Origin of the sequence: Bacillus sp. FSL L8-0358 (genome assembly GCF_038593095.1) — a bacterium.
In the GTDB taxonomy this organism is placed as follows: Bacteria; Bacillota; Bacilli; order Bacillales; family Bacillaceae; genus Bacillus; species Bacillus subtilis.
Genome location: NZ_CP151962.1, coordinates 899,661 through 922,220 on the forward strand (window position 1 = coordinate 899,661; position 22,560 = coordinate 922,220).

At 44.4% G+C, this 22,560-nt stretch carries 26 protein-coding genes; 19 read left to right on the top strand and 7 right to left on the bottom strand.

Annotated features, from left to right (window positions below; all coding sequences use genetic code 11):
• Positions 1 to 15 precede the first annotated feature (15 nt).
• Positions 16 to 2,586, top strand: a complete 2,571-nt coding sequence (mprF, locus tag NYE49_RS04565; protein ID WP_342410962.1) for a bifunctional lysylphosphatidylglycerol flippase/synthetase MprF — start codon at positions 16 to 18, stop codon at positions 2,584 to 2,586.
• 18 nt (positions 2,587 to 2,604) lie between these two features.
• Here mprF and NYE49_RS04570 read toward each other — a convergent pair whose 3' ends face one another.
• Positions 2,605 to 3,582 carry an iron-siderophore ABC transporter substrate-binding protein gene (locus NYE49_RS04570; protein ID WP_042975711.1) on the bottom strand — a complete coding sequence of 326 codons (978 nt, stop codon included), beginning with the start codon at positions 3,580 to 3,582 and terminating at the stop codon, positions 2,605 to 2,607.
• 130 nt (positions 3,583 to 3,712) lie between these two features.
• Between NYE49_RS04570 and NYE49_RS04575 the strand changes: the two genes are divergently transcribed.
• The 4 genes from NYE49_RS04575 to NYE49_RS04590 all read left to right on the top strand — a co-directional run bounded on the left by NYE49_RS04575 (position 3,713) and on the right by NYE49_RS04590 (position 7,409).
• Positions 3,713 to 4,714, top strand: coding sequence for an iron ABC transporter permease (locus NYE49_RS04575; protein WP_003242478.1), 1,002 nt, complete (start codon positions 3,713 to 3,715; stop codon positions 4,712 to 4,714).
• Positions 4,711 to 5,742, top strand: a complete 1,032-nt coding sequence (locus NYE49_RS04580) for an iron ABC transporter permease (protein WP_003233568.1) — start codon at positions 4,711 to 4,713, stop codon at positions 5,740 to 5,742. Before NYE49_RS04575 ends, NYE49_RS04580 begins: the two co-directional genes overlap by 4 nt.
• 113 nt (positions 5,743 to 5,855) lie before the next feature.
• On the top strand, positions 5,856 to 6,737 hold the full coding sequence (locus NYE49_RS04585) for a PhzF family phenazine biosynthesis isomerase (protein WP_342410963.1): 882 nt from the start codon (positions 5,856 to 5,858) through the stop codon (positions 6,735 to 6,737).
• A gap of 87 nt (positions 6,738 to 6,824) precedes the next feature.
• Positions 6,825 to 7,409, top strand: coding sequence for a nitroreductase (locus NYE49_RS04590; RefSeq protein WP_003243940.1), 585 nt, complete (start codon positions 6,825 to 6,827; stop codon positions 7,407 to 7,409).
• Positions 7,410 to 7,447: 38 nt separating this feature from the next.
• Here the strand turns inward: NYE49_RS04590 and NYE49_RS04595 are convergent, their stop codons facing one another.
• The 3 genes from NYE49_RS04595 to NYE49_RS04605 all read right to left on the bottom strand — a co-directional run bounded on the left by NYE49_RS04595 (position 7,448) and on the right by NYE49_RS04605 (position 8,782).
• Positions 7,448 to 7,639 (bottom strand): YfhD family protein, encoded by a 192-nt coding sequence (locus NYE49_RS04595; RefSeq protein ID WP_003233561.1) that lies wholly within the window; start codon positions 7,637 to 7,639, stop codon positions 7,448 to 7,450.
• Positions 7,640 to 7,705: 66 nt separating this feature from the next.
• Positions 7,706 to 7,816, bottom strand: coding sequence for a YfhE family protein (locus tag NYE49_RS04600; protein ID WP_003223230.1), 111 nt, complete (start codon positions 7,814 to 7,816; stop codon positions 7,706 to 7,708).
• A gap of 54 nt (positions 7,817 to 7,870) precedes the next feature.
• Complete coding sequence (locus tag NYE49_RS04605; protein ID WP_342410964.1) at positions 7,871 to 8,782, bottom strand: TIGR01777 family oxidoreductase; 912 nt, start codon at positions 8,780 to 8,782, stop codon at positions 7,871 to 7,873.
• An 88-nt stretch (positions 8,783 to 8,870) separates the two neighbouring features.
• Here NYE49_RS04605 and recX point away from each other — a divergent pair, with 88 nt between their 5' ends.
• From recX to NYE49_RS04620, 3 genes are all read left to right on the top strand, one after another.
• Positions 8,871 to 9,665, top strand: a complete 795-nt coding sequence (gene recX, locus NYE49_RS04610; protein ID WP_003243354.1) for a recombination regulator RecX — start codon at positions 8,871 to 8,873, stop codon at positions 9,663 to 9,665.
• Position 9,666: 1 nt separating this feature from the next.
• Positions 9,667 to 9,981 (top strand): YfhH family protein, encoded by a 315-nt coding sequence (locus tag NYE49_RS04615; protein ID WP_342410965.1) that lies wholly within the window; start codon positions 9,667 to 9,669, stop codon positions 9,979 to 9,981.
• Positions 9,982 to 10,123: 142 nt separating this feature from the next.
• On the top strand, positions 10,124 to 11,317 hold the full coding sequence (locus NYE49_RS04620; protein ID WP_342410966.1) for an MFS transporter: 1,194 nt from the start codon (positions 10,124 to 10,126) through the stop codon (positions 11,315 to 11,317).
• A gap of 31 nt (positions 11,318 to 11,348) precedes the next feature.
• Here NYE49_RS04620 and NYE49_RS04625 read toward each other — a convergent pair whose 3' ends face one another.
• Positions 11,349 to 11,501 (bottom strand): small, acid-soluble spore protein K, encoded by a 153-nt coding sequence (locus tag NYE49_RS04625; RefSeq protein ID WP_003223241.1) that lies wholly within the window; start codon positions 11,499 to 11,501, stop codon positions 11,349 to 11,351.
• A gap of 124 nt (positions 11,502 to 11,625) precedes the next feature.
• Between NYE49_RS04625 and NYE49_RS04630 the strand changes: the two genes are divergently transcribed.
• From NYE49_RS04630 to NYE49_RS04655, 6 genes are all read left to right on the top strand, one after another.
• On the top strand, positions 11,626 to 11,895 hold the full coding sequence (locus tag NYE49_RS04630; RefSeq protein WP_003243789.1) for a YfhJ family protein: 270 nt from the start codon (positions 11,626 to 11,628) through the stop codon (positions 11,893 to 11,895).
• Between the two features lie 144 nt (positions 11,896 to 12,039).
• Positions 12,040 to 12,558 (top strand): SH3 domain-containing protein, encoded by a 519-nt coding sequence (locus tag NYE49_RS04635; protein ID WP_015252515.1) that lies wholly within the window; start codon positions 12,040 to 12,042, stop codon positions 12,556 to 12,558.
• A gap of 84 nt (positions 12,559 to 12,642) precedes the next feature.
• Positions 12,643 to 12,975, top strand: coding sequence for an SdpC immunity protein SpdL (spdL, locus tag NYE49_RS04640; RefSeq protein WP_335450310.1), 333 nt, complete (start codon positions 12,643 to 12,645; stop codon positions 12,973 to 12,975).
• Positions 12,962 to 13,822 (top strand): epoxide hydrolase EphM, encoded by an 861-nt coding sequence (gene ephM / locus NYE49_RS04645; RefSeq protein ID WP_342410967.1) that lies wholly within the window; start codon positions 12,962 to 12,964, stop codon positions 13,820 to 13,822. Before spdL ends, ephM begins: the two co-directional genes overlap by 14 nt.
• Positions 13,823 to 14,053: 231 nt before the next feature.
• Positions 14,054 to 15,043, top strand: a complete 990-nt coding sequence (locus NYE49_RS04650; RefSeq protein WP_123374140.1) for a glycosyltransferase family 2 protein — start codon at positions 14,054 to 14,056, stop codon at positions 15,041 to 15,043.
• A 71-nt stretch (positions 15,044 to 15,114) separates the two neighbouring features.
• Positions 15,115 to 17,700, top strand: coding sequence for a YfhO family protein (locus tag NYE49_RS04655; protein ID WP_047182318.1), 2,586 nt, complete (start codon positions 15,115 to 15,117; stop codon positions 17,698 to 17,700).
• On the opposite strand, the gene NYE49_RS04660 is transcribed toward NYE49_RS04655, so the two are convergent.
• Positions 17,693 to 18,676, bottom strand: coding sequence for a metal-dependent hydrolase (locus NYE49_RS04660; protein WP_014476212.1), 984 nt, complete (start codon positions 18,674 to 18,676; stop codon positions 17,693 to 17,695). The genes NYE49_RS04655 and NYE49_RS04660 overlap by 8 nt on opposite strands.
• A 215-nt stretch (positions 18,677 to 18,891) precedes the next feature.
• Here NYE49_RS04660 and mutY point away from each other — a divergent pair, with 215 nt between their 5' ends.
• Positions 18,892 to 20,001, top strand: coding sequence for an A/G-specific adenine glycosylase (gene mutY, locus NYE49_RS04665; RefSeq protein WP_015482977.1), 1,110 nt, complete (start codon positions 18,892 to 18,894; stop codon positions 19,999 to 20,001).
• A gap of 7 nt (positions 20,002 to 20,008) precedes the next feature.
• Here the strand turns inward: mutY and NYE49_RS04670 are convergent, their stop codons facing one another.
• A complete protein-coding gene (locus NYE49_RS04670; RefSeq protein WP_003233542.1) occupies positions 20,009 to 20,233 on the bottom strand; it encodes a hypothetical protein in 225 nt (74 codons plus the stop codon).
• An 81-nt stretch (positions 20,234 to 20,314) separates the two neighbouring features.
• Between NYE49_RS04670 and fabL the strand changes: the two genes are divergently transcribed.
• The 4 genes from fabL to NYE49_RS04690 all read left to right on the top strand — a co-directional run bounded on the left by fabL (position 20,315) and on the right by NYE49_RS04690 (position 22,497).
• Positions 20,315 to 21,067 carry an enoyl-[acyl-carrier-protein] reductase FabL gene (gene fabL, locus NYE49_RS04675; RefSeq protein WP_003223262.1) on the top strand — a complete coding sequence of 251 codons (753 nt, stop codon included), beginning with the start codon at positions 20,315 to 20,317 and terminating at the stop codon, positions 21,065 to 21,067.
• Positions 21,068 to 21,135: 68 nt separating this feature from the next.
• Complete coding sequence (sspE, locus tag NYE49_RS04680; protein WP_014476214.1) at positions 21,136 to 21,390, top strand: gamma type acid-soluble spore protein SspE; 255 nt, start codon at positions 21,136 to 21,138, stop codon at positions 21,388 to 21,390.
• 172 nt (positions 21,391 to 21,562) lie between these two features.
• On the top strand, positions 21,563 to 21,823 hold the full coding sequence (locus NYE49_RS04685) for a YgaB family protein (protein WP_003242708.1): 261 nt from the start codon (positions 21,563 to 21,565) through the stop codon (positions 21,821 to 21,823).
• Positions 21,824 to 21,966: 143 nt separating this feature from the next.
• Positions 21,967 to 22,497: a DUF402 domain-containing protein gene (locus tag NYE49_RS04690; RefSeq protein ID WP_003223272.1), complete on the top strand. Its 531-nt coding sequence runs from the start codon at positions 21,967 to 21,969 to the stop codon at positions 22,495 to 22,497.
• Positions 22,498 to 22,560: the final 63 nt, after the last annotated feature.

Here is a 22,560-nt window from a genome sequence, read left to right on the forward strand (position 1 = left end):
TGATTGGAGAGACCATTGCTGATTAAAAAGAATGCTATATCAATATTAAAAATCGTTTTTCCTATTGCTGTTTTGCTATTTGTTATTTATCAATCGAAAAAAGAACTGACAAATCTGTCATTCAAACGTACGCTCATGGTCATCAACGGACTGGAACGAACGGACTTATTCATGCTTGTGTTGATCGGCTTGCTGGCTGTTGCGGCCATGTCGCTGTATGATTACGTCCTGAAATACTCACTGCGCCTATCGATCACAAACGGAAAAGTATTCAGGGTTTCCTGGATCGCCAATTCATTTAATAATGTGCTGGGCTTCGGCGGTTTAGCCGGCGTCGGGTTAAGAATGATGTTCTATAAGGAGCATACGAAAGACCATAAGGCACTCGTGAAAGGAATCGCCTGGCTCACATCATCTATGCTACTCGGATTATCTGTTTTCAGCATTTTCGTTGCTGCGAGAGTGCTGCCAGTTGATGAAGTGATTCATGAGAAGCCTTGGCTGTGGGCGGTCGTTATCGGTTTTGCACTGATATTGCCGTTATCTTTAGCGGTGTCCAAAATAAAAGACCGCAAAGCTGGGGACGAAGAGAATGCGGACAAAGTGAAAAATCCGATTTTCGCATATATTGGAGCTTCAGTTGTTGAATGGCTCATGGCCGGGATCGTCATCTATTTTGCTTTGTTCGCTATGGGCATTCATGCAGATATCAGGTATGTGTTCGGGGTGTTCGTCATTGCGGCGATCGGAGGAATGATCAGCCTCGTGCCGGGCGGCTTCGGCTCGTTTGACCTTTTATTTTTGCTGGGGATGGAGCAGCTTGGCTATCATCAGGAGGCCATCGTTACTTCTATTGTGCTGTACAGGCTCGCCTATTCATTTATCCCATTTATCTTGGGACTGTTCTTTGCCGCAGGCGACCTGACGGAAAATACAATGAAGCGGCTCGAAACGAACCCGCGCATCGCACCGGCAATTGAGACGACAAACGTTCTGCTTGTTGTTCAGCGTGCGGTATTAGTGAGAATTTTGCAAGGCTCGCTTTCCCTTATTGTGTTCGTAGCAGGCCTGATTGTCTTGGCCTCAGTTTCCTTGCCGATTGACAGGCTGACGGTTATACCGCACATTCCGCGCCCGGCGCTTTTGCTGTTCAACGGCCTGTCCTTAAGCTCAGCGCTCATTCTGCTAATTTTGCCGATCGAGCTTTATAAACGGACAAAACGTTCCTATACGATGGCCATTACAGCGCTTGTCGGCGGCTTTGTGTTCAGCTTTTTAAAAGGGCTTAACATCAGCGCGATATTCGTACTGCCGATGATTATCGTATTGCTTGTGCTATTGAAAAAACAATTTGTCCGCGAACAGGCATCCTATACACTGGGACAATTGATATTCGCTGTGGCGCTGTTTATTGTGGCGCTCTTTAACTACAATCTGATCGCGGGCTTTATTTGGGACCGGATGAAGAAGGTGCTGCGTCACGAATATTTCGTCCACAGCACCTCGCATATTACACATGCAACCATCATGGCGATCATCATTGTGCCACTGTTCTTCTTGATATTTACAGTGGTCTATCATAAGAGAACGAAACCGATCGGAGAGAAAGCTGACCCTGAGCGTCTTGCTGCGTTTCTCAATGAAAAAGGCGGCAACGCGCTGAGCCATCTTGGTTTTCTTGGAGATAAGCGGTTTTATTTTTCTAGTGATGGGAATGCACTGCTTCTATTTGGGAAAATCGCCAGAAGGCTGGTCGTGCTCGGCGATCCATCTGGCCAAAGAGAATCATTCCCGCTCGTGCTGGAAGAATTTCTGAATGAAGCGCATCAGAAGGGATTCAGTGTTTTGTTCTATCAAATTGAACGAGAGGACATGGCGCTGTATCACGATTTTGGCTACAACTTCTTTAAATTGGGCGAGGAAGCATATGTAGATTTAAATACATTTACCTTGACTGGGAAGAAAAAAGCCGGCCTTCGGGCAATCAATAACCGCTTTGAGCGGGAGGAGTATACTTTCCATGTGGATCATCCCCCATTTTCTGATGCGTTTTTGGAGGAGCTGAAGCAAATCTCAGACGAATGGCTCGGTTCGAAAAAAGAGAAGGGATTCTCGCTCGGATTTTTTGATCCTTCCTATTTACAGAAAGCGCCGATCGCCTATATGAAAAATGCAGAAGGAGAGATCGTTGCATTCGCAAATGTCATGCCGATGTACCAGGAAGGAGAGATATCAGTTGATCTGATGCGCTATCGCGGCGACGCTCCAAATGGCATTATGGACGCATTGTTTATCCGTATGTTTTTATGGGCAAAGGAAGAGGGCTGCACGTCATTTAATATGGGGATGGCACCCTTGGCCAATGTCGGCACTGCCTTTACATCCTTCTGGTCCGAAAGGTTTGCCGCTGTCATTTTTAATAATGTCAGATACATGTACAGTTTCAGCGGCCTAAGAGCCTTTAAAGAAAAATACAAACCGGAGTGGCGAGGGAAATACTTGGCGTATCGGAAAAACAGATCTCTTTCTGTCACCATGTTCCTCGTTACACGTCTAATTGGCAAAAGCAAAAAAGACTCCGTCTAATAAGACGGAGTCTTTTTTTTATTTCGTTTTTAAAAAATAGGTTTCAATATCATCAAGCAGGTAGTTTGCGGCTTTAATTCCGCCTGCGGTTGTCCACACGACGTCATCGACTTCATGTGCATTACCTGATTTCACGGCCTTTAGGTTTTTCCATAGTGAACTGCTTGTCCACTGATTGGCCCATTTTTCATTTTCCTTTGCATTATCGGCTTTATAAGTGAAATAAAACAGCACATCAGCATCCATATCAGGAATAGATTCTTTACTGTCGGTTGAGAACGTAAATTGGTCCTTTTGTTTCTTGAACAGTTCTACTTGTTTTTCAGGGCGTTTGAAGCCAAGCTGGTCTAAAATAATCCCAGGGAATGAATCGGTATAATAGATTCTTGACTCACCGGATAAAAAGCGTACGACAGAAACGGTTTTGTTTGTCTGGTCGCCCAGCTTGTTTTTTAAATCAGAAACGCGTTTATCAAAATCGGCAATGACTTCCTTGCCTTTGTCCGCCTTATTCACCGCGTTGGCGTATAGAGTCAGGTTATCCTTCCAGTTCCCGGCCAAAGATTCAGCGAAAACAGTCGGCGCAATCGCATTTAACTGATCATAAATTTTTTCCTGGCGCACTTTGTTTCCAATAATCAAATCAGGCTTTAATTCTGCGATGGCTTCTACATTCGGTTCCGTTTCAAGACCGACGTTTTTAACGCCTTTCATGTCATCTTTCAGATAGTCATACCACGGGTCGCCCTTCCATGACTTTACGGCTCCGACCGGCTTAATGCCAAGCGCTAAGAGCGCCTCTGTTCCTTCATTAGTTAAAACAACAATCCGTTTTGGATTGGCGGGAATGTTGTCTGATGTCCCCATTGCATGTTTGACCGTTCTTGTTTTGCTGCTTGACCCCTCGCTGTTACTTGAACTTTCTGAACTATTACAGGCAGAAAGTACTATAACGGCCATTAAAAATACGAATAGCATGCTGATATGCTTTTTCATCTTTTTCCTCCCAATATTGAAATTCATTATCATTTAGATCATAATAAGCAGTGTTAAGAGTGTCAATCCCTAATTGAGGATTATTCTCAAAAACAAACATTACATAGTAAATAACTAGGAGAATTAGATCATGATCTGCAAAAAGGCATCTTCAAAATGGATTGTGTTAGTATGTCTGATTTTCATTTTACTGACGGCTGTCTGCGCAAGCGTCGTGTACGGCTATACAGGTACGTCATGGAGACAGGTCTATCAGGCGTTTACTTCCTTCAACGGAACAAATGAGCATGTCATCATCAAGGATGTCAGGCTTCCGCGCGCTTTGGTTGCGACAGTCGTCGGCGCCTCGCTGGCAGCCGCGGGCGCTCTCATGCAGGCGCTCACAAAAAATCCGCTTGCGTCACCGGGGATTTTCGGGATTAACGCCGGTGCAGGTTTTTTTATTGTTGCCGGATCGTTTTTTCTGCATATTCAGTCACCTCAGGCATTAGTATGGAGCTCGTTTCTGGGGGCAGCATTTACCGCCGCGATCGTCTATGCAGCAGGCTCGCTTGGGAGGGAAGGGCTGACGCCAATCAAACTGACGCTGGCGGGAGCTGCCATGGCAGCCATGTTTTCTTCTCTGACACAGGGCTTGCTGTCTGTCAACGAACTCGAGCTTGCCCAGGTGCTTTTTTGGCTGACTGGCTCTGTGCAGGGCCGGAGTCTGGATCTGTTGATGACGATGTTTCCATATGCAGCGGCAGCGCTTGTGATCTGCTTCTTTCTCGGCCAAAAAATTAATCTCCTCGTTATGGGAGAAGATGTGGCAAAAGGACTCGGCCAAAAAACAGGCCTGCTGAAATTTGTGATGGCGCTTTGTGTTGTCATGCTTGCAGGGTCCGCTGTCGCCATTGCCGGGCCGATTTCTTTTATCGGCATCATTATCCCGCATTTTGCCCGCTTTGTCGTTGGTAATGATTATCGCTGGGTTCTGCCATTTTCCGCTGTTTTGGGTGCCATTTTGCTTGTTTGCGCGGATATCGGTGCGCGATATATCATTATGCCTCAGGAGGTTCCTGTCGGGGTCATGACCGCCATCATCGGAATGCCTGTGTTTGTGTACATCGCAAGAAGGGGGGCGAAGCTATGAAACTTCGTTTTGGCGTTACTGCGGCTGAAAAGAAAGCATGGATCGTCTTTTTAATTTTACTGGGGTTAACAGCTGCTGTACTCATCATAAGCGCAGGTCTCGGACAAAGGTTTATTCCTCCCTGGGATGTAGCAAAAACATTCTTTGGTGCAGGTTCCAAGCTGGATGAACTGATGATCATGTCGTTCCGCATGCCAAGAATTTTGACGGCTTTATGCGCCGGTGTCTGCTTGGCAGCGGCAGGCGCGATATTGCAGGGGCTCGTCAGAAACCCTCTCGCATCTCCGGATATTATCGGAATAACAGGAGGAGCGGCGGTAGCGGTCGTGCTTTTAATGATGTTCTTCTCAGACCGCAGCAGTTCACTTACGATCAGTCTGTCATGGCTTCCAGCAGCCGCATTTATCGGCGCATCGGCTGTCGGGCTCATCGTCTATTTACTGGCATACAAAAATGGCGCCTCCACATTTCGGCTGGTGCTTATCGGAATCGGATTTTCAATGTCGGCGCAGGCGATGACTACCCTGTTGATGATCAAAGGCCCGATTTACCGGGCATCACAAGCCAATGTATATATCACTGGGTCAGTTTATGGGTCAAACTGGCAGCATGTAAAAATAGCTATTATCTTATCTGTCATTCTCTTATTCATTTGTTTTGTCGCGCTAAAAAATATGAATATACAGGTGCTGGGTGAAGATATTGCGGCGGGTGCAGGAAGCGCTGTGCAGCGAAATCGTTTTTTCTTGCTACTTTTGAGTACGGCTCTTACTGGTTGTGCAGTTTCAGTTGCCGGCACAATCGGTTTTGTCGGGCTGATGGCGCCCCATATTGCAAGACGGCTTGTCGGCTCATCTTATGGCGCGCTGCTCCCAGCGTCGGCACTTATTGGAGCTCTGCTCGTTTTAACAGCTGATATCGTCGGCAGAACCTTATTTGCTCCGGTGGAAGTGCCGGCCGGCGTCTTTACAGCGGCTATCGGCGCCCCTTATTTTATTTATTTGCTCTATAAAACAAGAAATTCTTGATCGTTACACCCATTTTCTTAAAAAAGAAAATGGGTTTTTTGATAATGACTGAAGATTCGTAATTATTTTTGCTATACTGACAGAGACATTGATAAAGAAAGGGCGGCAGATGAATGAAAGAAGCAGAGGTATTAAAATATGAAGCATTTACAAGCAGTCCCGGCAAAGGAAACCCCGCAGGCGTCGTTTTGCAGGGAGACGATTATACGGAAGTTGAGATGCAGATCATAGCTGAGCGTGCCGGGTATTCAGAAACCTCCTTTATCCGAAAAAGCGAGTCGGCCGATCTTGAACTCCGTTACTTTACACCTGGACACGAAATGAATTTGTGCGGTCATGCGATAGTTGCGTCTCTTTACGCATTATGGGAGAAAGGAATGCTGGAGAGCGGTAAAACGTACAGCATCCAAACGAAAGCGGGTATCCTGCCTGTGAAGATTTCTGAAAAAGATGGCCGTATTCATATCTCGCTTGAACAGGCCTCTCCGCAATTCAAACCATTTACAGGCGATCGGAAAAAACTTGCGGACGCACTGGGTATCACCGAAGAGGATTTTCATGAAGACCTTCCGATTGTGTTTGGCAGCACTGGCATATGGACAGCCATCGTTCCGCTTAAATCATTGGAGGCTTCCAAAAAAATGGTGCCAGATAACAAACAATTTCCGGAAGTGTTAATTGATCTGCCAAAAGCTTCAGTCCATCCGTTTACCTTTGAAACCGTTCATCCCGACAGCGACCTGCACGGACGCCACTTTTCATCCCCGTATTCGGGAACGATTGAAGACCCCGTGACCGGCACAGCATCCGGCGTGATGGGGGCTTATATGAAACATTATGGCAATGCCGAGCAGCATAAATTTATCATTGAACAAGGGCAGGAAATTGGAAAAGACGGAAAAGTGGAGATCGAAATAAACGAAGCCGGCGGCCATGTGAAAGTGAACATGACAGGAACAGCCGTTTACTCAGAAACCCGTATTCTTAAAATCTAATACGGATGATGGTTTACAAAAAGATGCACTTTCCGTTATCATTATGAAATGATAATCATTTTCAATTGCATAGGAAGGTGAGACGGTATGCCTCAAACCGAACAAATACATCAGCATTCAGTACTGCGGGACATCATACGCAGCAGAAGATCGATTCGAAAGTTTAAACAAGAGCCAGTACCTTCAGCAGTCATTCTTGACATGCTTGAAACGGCAAAATATGCGCCAAATCACAGAGTGACAGAGCCATGGAGATTTATTTACGTTTCCAGTGAGACAGGTAAAGCGAACCTCATCAATACATTTGCAGCGTTCTCTAAGAAATCCAAGCCGGATATGACAGAGGAAAAGCTTCAAAATTTCAAAAACACACTTGGGCGCGTTCCGGGATTTCTCCTCGTCGTGTTTCAGGAAGATGAAAACGAAAGAGCGCGGGACGACGATTTTGCGGCAACAAGCTCGTTGATTCAAAATCTTCAGCTTCTTGCTTGGGAAAAAGGAATCGGCATGGTTTGGAAAAGCGGAAAAATCCTTTATGACAAAGAAGTCCATCAGGCCTTTGGTTTGCAGGATAATGAGCGTTTCGCCGCCATCATACAAACAGGTTATCCTGACGAGGCGCCGGAAGTGAAAAAACGCACACCGATCCGCGACCGGTTCACTGAAATGTAAAAAACCCCTTGTCTCAAACGGAGACAAGGGGTTTTTCATTAACGAGATTTCTTTTTCGCTCTGTTGTCGGCTGCTTTCGCACGCTCTTGCGCTTCGCGGTCATCTGCATCAGCAAGCTCGGTTGAATATTCTTCGTAAACGCCGTCAGTTTCCCTTTTTAATGCATCGGGAACTTGTGGAAGCTTTTGTTTGTTTTTATCACGGTTTTTGTGGATATGATTTCTGCCCATATCAAATTCCCCCTAAAAAGTGATATCAAACAAATATAGTATTTGGTTTTAAGGGGCTATGTATTCCTACTTCCGCTTAGCAGCTTTTTCCGCTTTTTTAAATTCGCCTGAATAAAGAACTTCCTGCATTTTTTTCAGGTTGGCGCCTTGCTGATGCTTCTCCCTCTTTTTTTCCATAAAAAGGACCTCCTTCAACCATGTTATTCTTAAGGTTGACCCTTCCTGCTGTTTTTATACAGTCTTTCGGTCTGCTATCAGCTGTGAGAGTGCAAATTCAAGATCCGAATATGTAAAACGAAATCCAGAGGTTATCGCTTTTTTAGGAAGAGCGCGCTGTCCTTTCACAATCAAAAGACTCATTTCACCCAATGCTTTTGATAAAAAGAATTCCGGGACGGGGAGCCAGTGCGGGCGGTGCTTCACCCGTGCAATCGCTTTTCCGAATTGCTTCATGTCCGCAGGATTGGGCGCGGTGACATTCATTGGGCCTGAGATGCAGGCGTTTTCCACCGCATATCGGATCATCTGGGCCGCATCCTCGACATGAATCCATGACAGCCACTGCCTTCCCGTTCCGATCGTTCCGCCGGCCAGAAACTTATAGGGGAGAATCATAAGCGGGAGAGCGCCTTTTTCTCCAAGCATCACGCCAAATCTTGCATAAACCGTCCGGATGCCCATCGCCTCAATATGCTGTCCTTCCTTTTCCCACAGGTGTGCAGTATGGCTGAGAAAATCCTCATCTGATGTTGCAGAATTCTCTGTGAAAGTTTTCTCAAGGCTTGTGCCGTAAATACCCACGGCACTGGCTTGGATCAATGTCTTCGGCTTCTCCTTCTGTTTCTGAATAAGCCTCTGCACTTCACGCGTTGCATTGATACGGCTGGAGAGAATGTGCTGCTTTGTTTTATTTGTCCAGCGGCCAAAAATCGATTTTCCCGCAAGATTTATCCAGACATCAATATGAGGAAGTTCCTGCTCCGGGGCGGCTCCTTCCGACAGCCATTGGACATATGTCATATTTTTTTGTTCAGTTTCCCTTGCGTTTCTTGATAAAATATAAACATGGTGTCCCTGGCGGGTAAGAACGCCTGTCAGATGCTGGCCGAGAAAACCGGTTCCGCCCGTCATTGCGATATTCATGAACATCTCTCCTCATCGTTCTAATAAATATACTTTACCTCATTGTAATAAAAGAAAACGCGTTTCAGGCCTGAGAAGGGAGATTAAGATGCCGTTTATTACAAAAATATCAACGCAAAAAAAGAATACGGAACGCTTCAATATTTTTCTGGATGATAAATACGCCTTCAGCGTGGACGCGGATGTGCTCGTGAAATTTGAGCTCAAGAAGGGAAAAGAACTCGATGATCTTGACATCATTGAGATTCAATACGGCGATGAAGTGAAGAAAGGCTTCAACCGTGCACTTGACTTTTTATCCTATCGAATGCGGTCGACGAAAGAGGTCGAGGACCACTTAAAGAAAAAAGAAACCTCGCCCCCCGTCATTGCGGAAGTCATCCATAGGCTTAACGATTACAAGTACTTAAACGACCAGGAATTTGCCGCAGCCTATGTCAGCACTCACAAAAAAACAAACGGAAAAGGCCCTGATGTTTTGTTCAGAGAGCTAAGAGCGAAGGGAATTGATGACGATACAATTAAGGAGGCGCTAAGTTCCTTTTCCTTTGAAGATCAGACAAGGGAAGCGGTCAAGCATGTTGAAAAGCTTCTCAAAAAAGATAAAAAGCTTTCGACGAAAGAACTCAAACAGCGCGCCCAGCTGCAGCTTCAGCGCAAGGGCTTCTCATTTGATGTTATCAGCGCGGCGATGGATCAGATTGAATATGAAAATGATGAAGACACAGAGAAAGAAGCGCTGCGCCTTCACGCGGAAAAAGCGTTTAGAAAATACCGCTATGACGGCTCATATGAAAGCGCCATGAAGGTCAAACAATTTTTATTCCGCAAAGGATTCTCACTCGATTTAATCGAGCAATTACTGCAGGAAGAGGAGTACTGAAATGGAGAAACGATACAGTCAAATGACACCTCACGAACTCAATACCGAAATCGCATTACTTTCTGAAAAAGCAAGAAAAGCCGAACAGCATGGAATCATAAACGAACTGGCAGTGCTCGAACGGAAAATTACGATGGCAAAAGCATATTTACTGAACCCGGAAGATTACTCACCGGGAGAAACATATCGTGTGGGAGATACTGAGGACGAGTTTACCATCAGTTATTTAAATGGCGTTTTCGCATGGGGATACAGAACCTCTTCCCCTCAGCAAGAGGAAGCGCTGCCAATCTCAGTATTGCAAGAAAAAGAATAAAGCGTAACAGGAGGCTGATGATCAGCCTCTTTTTGTTTGCAGCACATTTACACGAATTCTTAAAGAAAAAATCATTGAATTCACTTGAAAAATCTTTTAAGATGAAACTCGTTGTTTTTTAAAATCAAAGGAGGCGATGACGTTGAGTATCAAAAACCCATCTGTAAAATTTATTATATTTGTTCTTATGATTTGTACATTTTCAATCGGCTATACAGAATACGCGGTGATGGGTATTTTGACGTCGATTGCCAATGACTTTCATATACAGGTTTCATCCGCAGGGCTTCTTGTCACGGCTTATGCGGCAAGCGTTTGTTTGACAGGACCGCTCGTCACCATCATTTCCGTCAAGCTTCCGAGAAAGCCTGTGCTTCTTGGGCTGATGGCGATATTTATCCTTTCAAACCTGATGAGCGCACTGGCGCCGAATTTTACGGTATTGGCCATTTCAAGAATTTTATCTGCATCCATTCACGGCGCTTTCTTCGCGATTGCCATGGTATTCGCAAGTGAAATGGTTCCGCCGGAAAAGCGTGCTGCAGCTGCTGCTTCAATGAACGGCGGACTGACAGTGGCTCTAATGCTTGGTGTTCCATTCGGCTCTTATCTCGGAGATGTCCTGAATTGGAGAGCGGTGTTTTCCATCATTACGGCACTTGGTGTCATCGGATTTTTAGGCCTTATGGCTGCCGTGCCGAACAGAAAACCAAAAGTGATCCCAATGCTTATGAATGAGTGGGGGGTTTTTAAACACAAACAAGTGCTGTTTTCCTTCGCGATTACCATTTTAGGCTATTCCGGTGTCTTTATCGCCTACACCTTTATTGAACCCATTTTGAGGCATTCAGCCGGATTCAGCACGGTTGGCATTACAGGTGCTCTCTTTGCGTATGGATTGGGAGGCGTTGCCGGGAATTTCTTTGCTGGAAAAGTACCGCTGCCTTTGCTGACTCGGACGATGATCGGCGTAATGATCGGTTTAATCGGTGTTCTGGCTGTATTTCCTTACATCGCCATTTACCCGGCTGCAGCCATTGTGGCAACGTTCCTATTCGGGGCATGCGCATTCGGCACGCCGCCTCTTCTGCAAACAAAGGTCATTTCCTCATCTGAGGGCGGCACAACCATTGCCGCAGCTGTCAGCGTATCAGCATTTAACCTTGCCAATGCCCTTGGTGCATGGATCGGCGGAATGATTTTAAACGGAACAGGCTCTTATTCCTGGCTGTTTGCAGGAGGTGCGCTTATGACTGCATGCGGACTTGTGCTTTCTACCTTCGCACACTTATCAGAAAAGAAGAGCGTCTACGAATATCAAGTCAATAAAGGGTAAAAACAGCTGCAGTGTATGCAGCTGTTCTTCTTTACCGTTTGCCTGAGGCTCTCATTCTTTCTTGAGGATGCTGATTGATAGATCCGTCAGCACGCTTTGAAGCATAGTCGTCCTTTGCTCTCGGTTCACCCTGAAATTTGTTTTCGTTTTCGTAAGGAAATCCTTTTTCTTTATTTCGGACCATGTCATATCCCCCTAGGTTCGAGATCAAAAAGTTGCGTCTTTCCAGATGAAGACGTAAGGTTAGTATATGGAGAACACCACGTAATAAAGCGTTATTTTTTTCCTGAAGAAAGGAGACTGCACACATGAATATGTACATTGAGAAACTGACTAATCTGCTTCTGGAAAAGAACGAGATGATCAGCTATATACAGGCAAAAACGTGGGTGGAATTGTTATGGAGCGATTTCGAAGCAACCTATGCAAAAGCCGGACACGCCTATCAAGGTGAAAAAATGACTGAAAAAATCGTCACACAATGGATTGAAAACTATGGCGGCCAGCTCCACCTTTTTCAAAGCTCCCGTAACGACGTGAATGATTACTTAAATCAAAGCAGAGGCCTTTTGCATTAAAAACCTGCCGTTAACGACCGGCAGGTTTTTTCATTTTCTTAAAATTACCTTAACAGGAAGAAATCATAAACAAAACATGTTTCACCAGCCTGTCAATCAGGGAATACCACTTATATCTTGTCAAAATGCGAGGAGGAGCTTTATATGAAAAAGAAACAAGTAATGCTCGCTTTAACAGCTGCCGCAGGACTGGGTTTGACAGCACTTCATTCCGCTCCCGCAGCAAAAGCTGCGCCCCTTCACGACATATCTGTCAGCATGCCATCATCCGATTCTTACATCATAAAAACAGGAAAGCTGAATGTCCGGACTGAGCCAAATCATAAGGGTGACATTCTCGGCACTGTATCATCAGAACAAAAAGTAAAAGTCTATGGATTTGTAAATGCCGATTGGGCTCAAATTCATTTCAAAGGAAAAAAAGCGTATATTTCAACCCACTTTTTAATGAAAACCGCAAGCCAAGCGAAAACAATGAAACAGACAGCCTTCTATGCACCGACGCCCGAAAATGGAAAAGCTAAACAGCTCTCATCTGGAACAGAGGTGACAATACTTGGGTGGGGATTCAGTGAAAATGGAGGATTTGACTTCACTTGGGCGTTCGTCGATTATGGCGGAGTTAAAGGCTATATTCACACAAAGGATTTACAAATGCGATAAAAAGGCAGGCCGAGGCTTGTCTTTTTGCCTATGCATGAAACATTTCTCCTTTCTGCACGTAACAATGAGAAAGGAGATGATGATATGACGGGTTTAGTCGGCGGAGGGCTTATGATCATTGCGGGCATACTGATCAAACTGTTTCCTCCCAAATCGATCAACAGTGTGTACGGATACAGAACGAGACGATCAATGTCAGATCAAAGATTATGGAATGAAGCGAACCGTTACAGTGCATCATTAATGATCCTGTCAGGCTTGGTGATTGCGGGAATGGGTTTGCTGCTGGGATCAAACTTGTTTATTCTTCAGCTTATCCTGCTGATTGCCGCCTGTGTCGTAACATTTATGCTGACGGAGAAAAGGCTGAAAATCATGACGCACAGTCAAGGAGGAGATAGAAGTGGACGGAGTTAAATGCCAGTTTGTCAATACGAACGGAATCACGCTCCACGTTGCAGCCGCAGGACCGGAAGATGGCCCGTTAATTGTCCTGCTCCATGGATTTCCTGAGTTTTGGTACGGCTGGAAATATCAAATCAAACCGCTTGTTGATGCGGGTTACCGGGTCATTGCTCCTGATCAGCGGGGCTACAATCTCAGTGACAAACCGGAAGGAATTGATTCGTATCGGATTGATACATTAAGAGATGATATCATCGGGCTTATTACGCAATTCACTGATGAAAAAGCAATTGTCATCGGGCATGACTGGGGAGGGGCTGTTGCATGGCATTTGGCTTCCACACGCCCGGAATATCTTGAAAAACTGATCGCGATCAATATCCCGCACCCGCACGTCATGAAAACCGTAACGCCGCTTTATCCGCCGCAATGGCTGAAAAGCTCGTATATCGCATACTTCCAGCTCCCCGATATACCGGAGGCATCACTAAGGGAAAATGATTATGAAACATTAGACAAAGCGATTGGATTATCCGACCGTCCCGCGCTTTTTACATCCGAGGATGTCAGCAGGTACAAAGAAGCGTGGAAACAGCCGGGCGCACTGACAGCTATGCTGAACTGGTACAGAGCCCTCAGAAAAGGAAGCTTGGCAGAGAAACCCTCTTACGAAACAGTACCTTACCGAATGATCTGGGGAATGGAAGACCGCTTTTTGAGCAGAAAGCTTGCGAAAGAGACGGAAAGGCATTGCCCGAATGGACATCTCATCTTTGTTGATGAAGCTTCCCATTGGATTAACCACGAAAAGCCAGCCATCGTCAATCAGCTGATTTTGGAATATCTTAAGAACCAATAAGCCAAAATTTCTCTCATCCGTCTGTCATAATGGCAGACTTTTTCTGTGCGTTTTTTTTCATAGTCTGTTTTAAACATGACAAAATAACATTAAAAATCATGAATGTCACCATAAAATTGTAACAAAAAACAGGTTTAAACGACTTTAAAAAAAGGAATAGCCTTACTGAAGATTTGTGTAAAACTCCCCTAAGGCAATACTTAAAAAGAATAATAAAAAGAAGGTGCCTTAATGAAGCAAGGATTAATCTCGATTATTATCCCGTCTTACAATGAAGGGTATAATGTCAAACTCATTCATGAATCTTTAAAAAAGGAATTTAAAAACATTCATTATGACTATGAAATATTCTTCATAAACGACGGAAGTGTTGATGACACGCTTCAGCAGATCAAAGACTTGGCAACGACGTGCAGCCGGGTAAAATATATATCTTTTTCTCGAAACTTTGGAAAAGAAGCCGCAATTTTGGCGGGCTTTGAGCATGTTCAGGGCGAGGCGGTTATTGTAATGGATGCCGATCTGCAGCATCCGACATATTTGCTGAAGGAATTTATCAAAGGCTACGAAGAAGGGTATGACCAAGTCATTGCCCAAAGGAACAGAAAAGGGGACAGCTTTGTCCGCTCACTCTTATCATCAATGTATTACAAGTTCATTAATAAAGCGGTGGAAGTCGATTTGCGTGACGGTGTCGGTGACTTCAGATTGTTAAGCCGCCAAGCTGTGAATGCACTTTTGAAGCTGAGCGAAGGAAACCGCTTTTCAAAAGGCCTTTTTTGCTGGATTGGCTTTGATCAGAAAATTGTATTTTATGAAAATGTCGAACGAAAAAACGGCACCTCCAAATGGTCGTTCAGCAGTCTGTTTAACTACGGAATGGACGGCGTCGTTTCATTTAATCATAAGCCGCTGAGATTATGTTTTTATACAGGCATTTTCATCCTGCTGCTTTCCATCATTTATATCATTGCCACATTCGTTAAAATTCTGACTAACGGTATTTCTGTGCCTGGGTATTTTACCATTATCTCAGCAGTGTTATTTCTTGGCGGAGTACAGCTTTTAAGCCTCGGAATTATAGGCGAATATATCGGCCGAATCTATTATGAAACAAAAAAACGCCCGCATTATTTGATCAAAGAAGCGAATATCCCGAACAAAGACCTGCCTGAAACGAACGAATTAAAAAGCATGCGGCGTCTGACAAAAATGCACTGAAAATACCAAGCGCCATTGGCAGTGCTTTTTTTGCGTGTTTATTATCTTAAAAGCAAGACTGGAGAATTCATATGAAAAGAAAACATATCATGATCTATGCGGCCAGTTTGCTGGTGTCCGTTCTGGCACACGCTTTTTTTGTGAAAGAATGGGCGGAAGGCAGGTATATGACAGGTCCGGGTGACGGGCTTGCGCAAATGATCGTATTTAAAAAATTATTATTTGACCAATATACAAACGGGAATCTTTTCTACAATTATTCATTCGGACTTGGCGGCGGCACATTCAGTCAGCTCGGCTATTATTTTTCTGCTTCTTTTCTTTTTATTGCTGCGTCCGCCGCTGTTTGGCTGCTTCAAGCCGTCCAGCTGATCGGAGAAGCGGATACGCTTTTTTGGGCTGAGTCAGCTGTTTTTATCAGTATTTTCAAATTGAGTTTGATCATCTTTACGTCCGCTTCTGTTTTTCATTATCTTCTCAAGCACAGGGCGGCATCGTTCACGGGAGCTGTGTTATACGGCGTCTCAATTATTTATTTCCGTCACGAAGCATATTGGGAATTTTTTACCGATACAATGGTTTGGCTTCCGCTGCTTGTGCTTGGCGCAGAAAAAATTATTAGAGAGCGGCGCCCGGCGTGGTTTATCGTTGCGTGTTCGCTGACGTTAATCAATAATTTTTACTTTGCATACATAAACCTTATATTCATCGGAATCTATGTGCTGTTCAGATGGCTGATCCGTTTGGAACCACATGAAGAGAAAAGATGGATTCAAATCAGATTATTTCTGGTTTCAGGCTTCATTTCTTTTGGCATCAGTGCGGCGGCGTTTGTGCCGGTGGTATACGGTTATTTAAACAACCTGCGCCCTCCATACAGCCAGAAAATAGAGTGGCTCAATTTCGATGATAATATCTTATTTTCGAGCCGGATCATCATTGTGCCGGCCGCTTTTCTGCTGTTTTTGTTTATTATTTCTTTTTACAAAAACCGTGTGTTTCGTCTCTTTGCCGGATTGAGCCTGCTGTTTATTCTTTTTCATTTCAGTCCGTATGCGGCAAGCGTCTTTAACGGCTTTTCCGCCCCGCAAAACCGGTTTGAATATGTTCTGGCCTTTACCATTGCGGGAGCAGCTGCGGCTGGTTTGTCACAGCTGTCTGAATTGAAACGGAAAGAACTGCTCCCGGCCGCAGCTGTCGTCCTGCTTCTTTACTTGTATCATATTCAAAGGTATAAGCTCGATATATGGAAGCCTGCGAATGAAAGTATTCTATTGCTCTTACTCATGACAATCGCAGCCTTGTTTGCTGCAGCTTTTGCGAAAAAACGGGCAAAAATGGCTGTGTACGGTATAATCATTCTTTCTTCACTGTTTGTCGCCAACTCCTATCAAAAATACGCACTCTCAGAAGGCGGCGATTTGGACAGTGTGACAAAAGAATATCTTACAAGTGAGGAATACAGAGGGCGGGAATCATCTGAGCTCATTAGACGTTTACAGAAGGAAGACGATGATCCGCTCATGAGAATCGACTGGATGAACGGGGTCCGCAATAATACGCCAATCATTTACGGGTTTAATGGCTTCAGCGCGTATTCCAGCATTTTAAACAAAGATCTGCTGGCCTTCTATTGGAATGATTTAAGTATCGATATGGGCAGGGAAAGCGTTAGCCGTTACGCGTCATTGGGAGACAGGGCGAATTTATACAGCCTGCTTTACGGCAAATATTATATGACCGAAAAAACAAACGAAGCCAGCGTCCCGTACGGCTTCAAAAAGCATTTAGAAACAGAGCATTATGCAGTTTATGAGAATCAGTACATGCTTCCATTCGTCAAAACAGCCGATGCCATATACAGCGAAAGTGAGCTGGACCGATTGCCCGCTCTTGCGAAAGAACAGGCGATGCTGAAAGGAATCATATTAAAAGATCCATCAGGAAAAACGGAGCAGACACCAAAACCGTCCAATTTGATCACCAAGTCGGACATTACCGCAAAACAAGCCCAGTATCAAAACGGGCTGCTAACCGTAACTGGAGAAAACGGAGGAGAGCTGATCATCACCCCGAAACAGCCATCATCCGCTCAGGGAGACTACTATGTCAGCTTTTATTTGAAAAGCAAAGCAAAAGACAAAGGATTTACGTTAAAGGTAAATGATTATGTCACAACAAGGAAATCGAACAAATCGATATATAAAACCGGAGTAAATAATATAACGGTAAGAGTGCCTAAATCAGGACATATCTCAATCCATCTTCCGAAAGGAACCTATGAGCTGAGAAACATAGCGCTCTATGAAGAAAATTACCAAACGCTGAAAAACGCTGTAATGCAAAATAAAACAGAGACAGCAGACAAACTGAATTGGAACAAAAATCGACTGACCTTTGCATATCATCTGTCAAAAGACCAGTACATCATGCTTCCGATCCCATATGAAAAAGGCTGGGAGCTGAAGATCAACGGAAAAACACAGAAGATCGAAAAAGCGGATTATGCTTTTATAGGCTTCAAGGCGCAAAAGGGAGACAATCACATTGAGCTGACTTACTATCCGCCATACTTCAAAATATCGGCGCTCATATCTCTCGTCAGTCTGCTGCTTGCTGTTTTCTATATAAGACGTAAAAAGCCCGGCTCTATATAGAGCCGAGCTTTAATTTTTTCTGAAGTTTTTCTTCGCTGAATATCCATCCCGTATAGGACGAACGAATCGTGAGATCATGGCCGATGTGAACAATTGCGACAAACGGATAATGGCCTTTGCTCCGATAGCGCAGGTCGATAAATCTCACCTCATAATGATCTTTAAACGTATCCACTTCCCACCGGTAAACCGGAGAAAATGACAGAAACGCCGCGATGTTATCATCCTGCTTTGCCGCATGCATTACATCGGTTTCAGGAACAGGCACCCGATTAAATGTATCCAGAATCACGACATGTCCTTCCATGCTTCTTCCTACATAGAAAGCATGTGCTGTCGTCACTGCGATTCGCCATTGCCTGAATTTCATCGTTGGAGAAATAATAATGCTTTCGATCTCATCATGAATCATCTCATGAAGCTTCCGTTTAATTCTCAGCTGCATGATCAGGCGCACCAAGTAGTAGCCTGCCAATATGATATATAAGCTGAGAAACGTGATGCCGGGACTCCCGCCTGCATACCAAATCGCGATAGCTGCCAGATGGCTGATAAAAATAAACGGATCAAACGTATTAATCAGCCCGAGCGCAACCCATTTTTTCGAAAACGGACGAATGGCTTGTGTTCCATAGGCGTTGAATATATCAACAAAGACATGCAGAACGACTGCCAGCAGTGTCCACAGCCACAGGTGCAGAAAATCGGCCTGAGGATAAAATAAATACAGAATCGCCGGGATGATGACAGACCAAAACAAAACGGCGGGAATTGAATGGGTAAATCCTCTGTGATTCCTTATATAAACAGCATTGTTTTTAAGCTTTAACACAGTATCAATATCCGGAGCCTGAGAGCCCGCAAGCGTTGCGATCATAACAGCGTGAGCCATTGCCGGATCTGATCCGACAACAGGATCAAGCGTCGCAATACCGCCCAGTGCGATGCCCATAACGACATGTGTGCCCGTATCCATAGGTGACCTCCTTGCAGGATGATCCTGCACATTCACTTTGTAAGAAATTCCCCATTTTCATATACCCAATTTTTAAACTGATTCAATCGTTCTCATATGTTTCCGCTTTTTCTTTATTACTATTTAATGTAACATATTATCGTACTGTGCCCTTAGTGTACAACAAAAAACAGTCTAAAGAAAAGCGGGGCGCGAAAGACTGGGGAGAAACACATATGAACGTACTTGAAGACAAATTAAAACAAAAAGACATACAGCAATTTCGCGATGATTTAATCTCATGGTTTGAACGAGAGCAGCGCGTTTTGCCGTGGAGAGAGGACCAAGATCCTTATAAGGTGTGGGTATCTGAAGTGATGCTGCAGCAAACGAGAGTAGAGACAGTGATTCCTTACTTTCTCCGGTTTGTGGAACAATTCCCGACAGTGGAAGCGCTCGCTGATGCTGATGAAGAAAAGGTGCTGAAAGCATGGGAAGGGCTCGGCTATTATTCGCGAGTCAGAAACCTGCAAAGCGCGGTAAAAGAAGTGAAACAGGAATACGGCGGCATTGTCCCTCCAGACGAGAAAGATTTTGGCGGGTTAAAAGGCGTCGGTCCTTATACAAAGGGAGCGGTGCTCAGCATTGCCTACAATAAACCCATTCCCGCGGTTGACGGAAATGTGATGCGTGTCATGTCCAGAATTCTTTCTATTTGGGATGATATTGCCAAACCAAAAACAAGAACGATCTTTGAAGACGCCATACGGGCTTTTATTTCCAAAGAAAAACCATCTGAATTTAATCAGGGCTTGATGGAGCTTGGAGCCTTGATCTGTACGCCAAAATCACCCTCATGCCTGCTATGCCCGGTTCAGCAGCATTGCTCAGCATTTGAAGAAGGCACTGAACGGGAGCTTCCGGTAAAAAGCAAAAAGAAAAAGCCCGGGATCAAAACCATGGCTGCGATCGTACTGACTGATGAAGACGGACAAGTGTATATCCACAAACGGCCGTCTAAAGGTTTGCTCGCCAACCTGTGGGAATTCCCTAATCTTGAAACACAAAAAGGGATCAAAACTGAGCGTGAACAGCTCATTGCTTTCTTAGAAAACGAATATGGAATACAAGCTGATATCAGTGATCTGCAAGGTGTAGTCGAGCATGTTTTCACCCACCTGGTATGGAATATTTCAGTGTTTTTCGGTAAAGTAAAACAAGTGTCGGATACCAGCGAGCTGAAAATAGTAACGAAAGAAGAGCTCGAACAATTTGCGTTCCCGGTGTCACATCAAAAAATCTGGAAGATGGCAGTAGAAGCAGCCGCTATCTCGGCTGCTCCGTAAACCATTCTTAATCGTAAGAGACGCGCGTGCCGTGGCTGTAGTCCGCTTCATTGCGCTTCATTCCGCCGCGCGCTTCAATTTCTTGCGTTAATTCCCGGTATTTTGATTGGCCTTCTTCGTTCAAATAAGGCATAATTTGCTGAAAGGCATGATGAAAATAAGCGAGTTCACTGTTCTTCCAATCTTTTTTGGAAACCATGTTCAACTCGCTCATATCACGTCCGACATACATAACAGAAGACCCCCTTTAAAGTTCTTGCCATTATTGTTTGTGGAAATAAAAGAACTATACGCTACAAGGAGATGAGGAAAAATGGAACAAAATAAATGTGCACTCGTAACAGGAAGCAGCCGCGGTGTCGGAAAAGCGGCCGCGATCAGACTTGCTGAGAACGGCTATAACATCGTCATTAACTATGCACGCAGCAAAAAAGCAGCATTAGAAACAGCGGAAGAAATCGAAAAGCTTGGCGTTAAAGTGCTTGTCGTAAAAGCAAACGTAGGACAGCCTGCAAAAATCAAAGAAATGTTTCAGCAAATTGATGAAACGTTCGGCAGACTTGATGTTTTTGTCAATAATGCCGCTTCAGGAGTACTAAGGCCTGTCATGGAATTAGAAGAAACACACTGGGACTGGACGATGAACATTAATGCGAAAGCATTGCTTTTCTGCGCTCAGGAAGCTGCAAAGCTAATGGAGAAGAACGGAGGCGGGCATATTGTCAGCATCAGTTCATTAGGCTCTATCCGCTATCTTGAAAACTACACCACGGTCGGTGTATCAAAAGCAGCGTTAGAGGCTTTAACCCGTTATCTTGCGGTTGAGCTTTCACCAAAACAAATTATCGTCAATGCTGTTTCAGGCGGAGCGATCGACACAGATGCGCTGAAACACTTCCCGAATAGAGAAGATCTGCTTGAGGATGCGCGCCAAAACACGCCGGCGGGACGCATGGTCGAAATTAAAGACATGGTTGATACTGTTGAGTTTCTAGTGTCTTCCAAGGCTGACATGATCCGCGGACAGACAATTATCGTTGACGGCGGACGCTCACTGCTGGTTTAAAAATTTTTAAAAAAGAGGAATAGCTATACGATCACCTGCACATTCTAATGACCGTGGAGGTGATAACAATGGCTAACTCAAATAACTTCAGCAAAACAAACGCTCAACAAGTTAGAAAACAAAACCAACAATCAGCTGCTGGTCAAGGTCAATTTGGCACTGAATTTGCTAGCGAAACAAACGCTCAGCAAGTCAGAAAACAAAACCAGCAATCAGCTGGACAACAAGGTCAATTCGGCACTGAATTCGCTAGTGAAACTGACGTACAGCAGGTAAGACAGCAAAACCAATCTGCTGAACAAAACAAACAACAAAACAGCTAATCACTGAAACAGAAAAAAGCACTTCATCTTCGGGTGGAAGTGCTTTTTTCTGTTTGAAAAACGACAAAACTTGTGGAAGGTCTACAGAATGAGTCAAAGGGTTTGCTTTATGGAGATCGAAATGATTAAAGGAGGAAACGTTTATACTTTCATCAGGCTGAAGGAGGAACCGATGACGGAATTTGAAAAGCTGGTAAGTGAACAGATGAAAACGATGGATAAGCTTCTCGATCTCCAATCAGAGCTCGACCGCTGCAAACAAATTGAGGCGGAACTCCGGCATTTGGAAAGGGATGCAAGGCTGCGTGGGATTCAGGCTGAAATTGCGGTAAAACGGAAACACCTTGCCGATATACAGGATATGTTTCAAAAGCAGACAGAGCAGGTCATTCGTTCATATCGCAGCTCAGAAAAGCCGTCTTCCTTTGTGTAGTGCAGGAATGTGCCATTCCCCGGCCGGAATGGCTCTTTTATTTTCATTTTTCAATTTGTAACGTTATAATAGGTAAAAGACGTTGTCGGTAAGCAAATTTGGACATACTAACTGTAGGGCTTTATAGAAAGTAGGGGAGAAATATGGGCTATCCCAAGGAAGGAGAAACCATTCAAATTCACAGCTATAAGCACAACGGGCTGATTCATAGAATTTGGAATGAGACAACAATCTTAAAAAGTACAGAAATGTGTGTCATCGGAGCCAATGACCGGACGATGGTAACCGAATCAGACGGCCGGACATGGATAACCAGAGAGCCCGCAATCTGTTATTTTCACGCAAGACAATGGTTTAATGTCATCGGGATGCTGAGGGAAGACGGGGTTCATTATTATTGCAACATCAGTTCTCCGTTTGCCTATGATGGCGAAGCAATTAAATATATTGATTATGACTTAGATGTTAAGGTTTTTCCTGACATGACCTACAATATTCTCGATGAAGACGAATATGATGATCATCGGAAAGCCATGAATTATCCAAAAGAAATCGACAGTATTTTAAGAGACTACTTAAATACGCTGCTCCATTGGATTCACCAGCGTCAGGGACCGTTTGCGCCCGAGTTTGTCGATATGTGGTATGAACGGTATTTGCGCTATACAAAATAATGGTTACGTAAAAACCTGTTGCGGGGTACAACAGGTTTTTCACATGGGCTCACACACATCATG

Coding starts and splice junctions, on each gene's coding strand:
- NYE49_RS04585 (WP_342410963.1), top strand. CDS start 5,856: ATGAAAGAAGCAGAGGTATTAAAATATGAAGCATTTACAAGCAGTCCC.
- NYE49_RS04635 (WP_015252515.1), top strand. CDS start 12,040: ATGAAAAAGAAACAAGTAATGCTCGCTTTAACAGCTGCCGCAGGACTG.
- NYE49_RS04630 (WP_003243789.1), top strand. CDS start 11,626: ATGAATATGTACATTGAGAAACTGACTAATCTGCTTCTGGAAAAGAAC.
- NYE49_RS04580 (WP_003233568.1), top strand. CDS start 4,711: ATGAAACTTCGTTTTGGCGTTACTGCGGCTGAAAAGAAAGCATGGATC.
- NYE49_RS04570 (WP_042975711.1), bottom strand. CDS start 3,582: ATGAAAAAGCATATCAGCATGCTATTCGTATTTTTAATGGCCGTTATA.
- NYE49_RS04660 (WP_014476212.1), bottom strand. CDS start 18,676: ATGGATACGGGCACACATGTCGTTATGGGCATCGCACTGGGCGGTATT.
- NYE49_RS04605 (WP_342410964.1), bottom strand. CDS start 8,782: ATGAATATCGCAATGACGGGCGGAACCGGTTTTCTCGGCCAGCATCTG.
- NYE49_RS04655 (WP_047182318.1), top strand. CDS start 15,115: ATGAAAAGAAAACATATCATGATCTATGCGGCCAGTTTGCTGGTGTCC.
- NYE49_RS04575 (WP_003242478.1), top strand. CDS start 3,713: ATGATCTGCAAAAAGGCATCTTCAAAATGGATTGTGTTAGTATGTCTG.
- spdL (WP_335450310.1), top strand. CDS start 12,643: ATGACGGGTTTAGTCGGCGGAGGGCTTATGATCATTGCGGGCATACTG.
- sspE (WP_014476214.1), top strand. CDS start 21,136: ATGGCTAACTCAAATAACTTCAGCAAAACAAACGCTCAACAAGTTAGA.
- NYE49_RS04670 (WP_003233542.1), bottom strand. CDS start 20,233: ATGTATGTCGGACGTGATATGAGCGAGTTGAACATGGTTTCCAAAAAA.
- NYE49_RS04590 (WP_003243940.1), top strand. CDS start 6,825: ATGCCTCAAACCGAACAAATACATCAGCATTCAGTACTGCGGGACATC.
- NYE49_RS04600 (WP_003223230.1), bottom strand. CDS start 7,816: ATGGAAAAAAAGAGGGAGAAGCATCAGCAAGGCGCCAACCTGAAAAAA.
- NYE49_RS04650 (WP_123374140.1), top strand. CDS start 14,054: ATGAAGCAAGGATTAATCTCGATTATTATCCCGTCTTACAATGAAGGG.
- NYE49_RS04615 (WP_342410965.1), top strand. CDS start 9,667: ATGGAGAAACGATACAGTCAAATGACACCTCACGAACTCAATACCGAA.
- NYE49_RS04625 (WP_003223241.1), bottom strand. CDS start 11,501: ATGGTCCGAAATAAAGAAAAAGGATTTCCTTACGAAAACGAAAACAAA.
- NYE49_RS04690 (WP_003223272.1), top strand. CDS start 21,967: ATGGGCTATCCCAAGGAAGGAGAAACCATTCAAATTCACAGCTATAAG.
- mutY (WP_015482977.1), top strand. CDS start 18,892: ATGAACGTACTTGAAGACAAATTAAAACAAAAAGACATACAGCAATTT.
- fabL (WP_003223262.1), top strand. CDS start 20,315: ATGGAACAAAATAAATGTGCACTCGTAACAGGAAGCAGCCGCGGTGTC.
- recX (WP_003243354.1), top strand. CDS start 8,871: ATGCCGTTTATTACAAAAATATCAACGCAAAAAAAGAATACGGAACGC.
- NYE49_RS04685 (WP_003242708.1), top strand. CDS start 21,563: ATGACGGAATTTGAAAAGCTGGTAAGTGAACAGATGAAAACGATGGAT.
- NYE49_RS04595 (WP_003233561.1), bottom strand. CDS start 7,639: ATGGGCAGAAATCATATCCACAAAAACCGTGATAAAAACAAACAAAAG.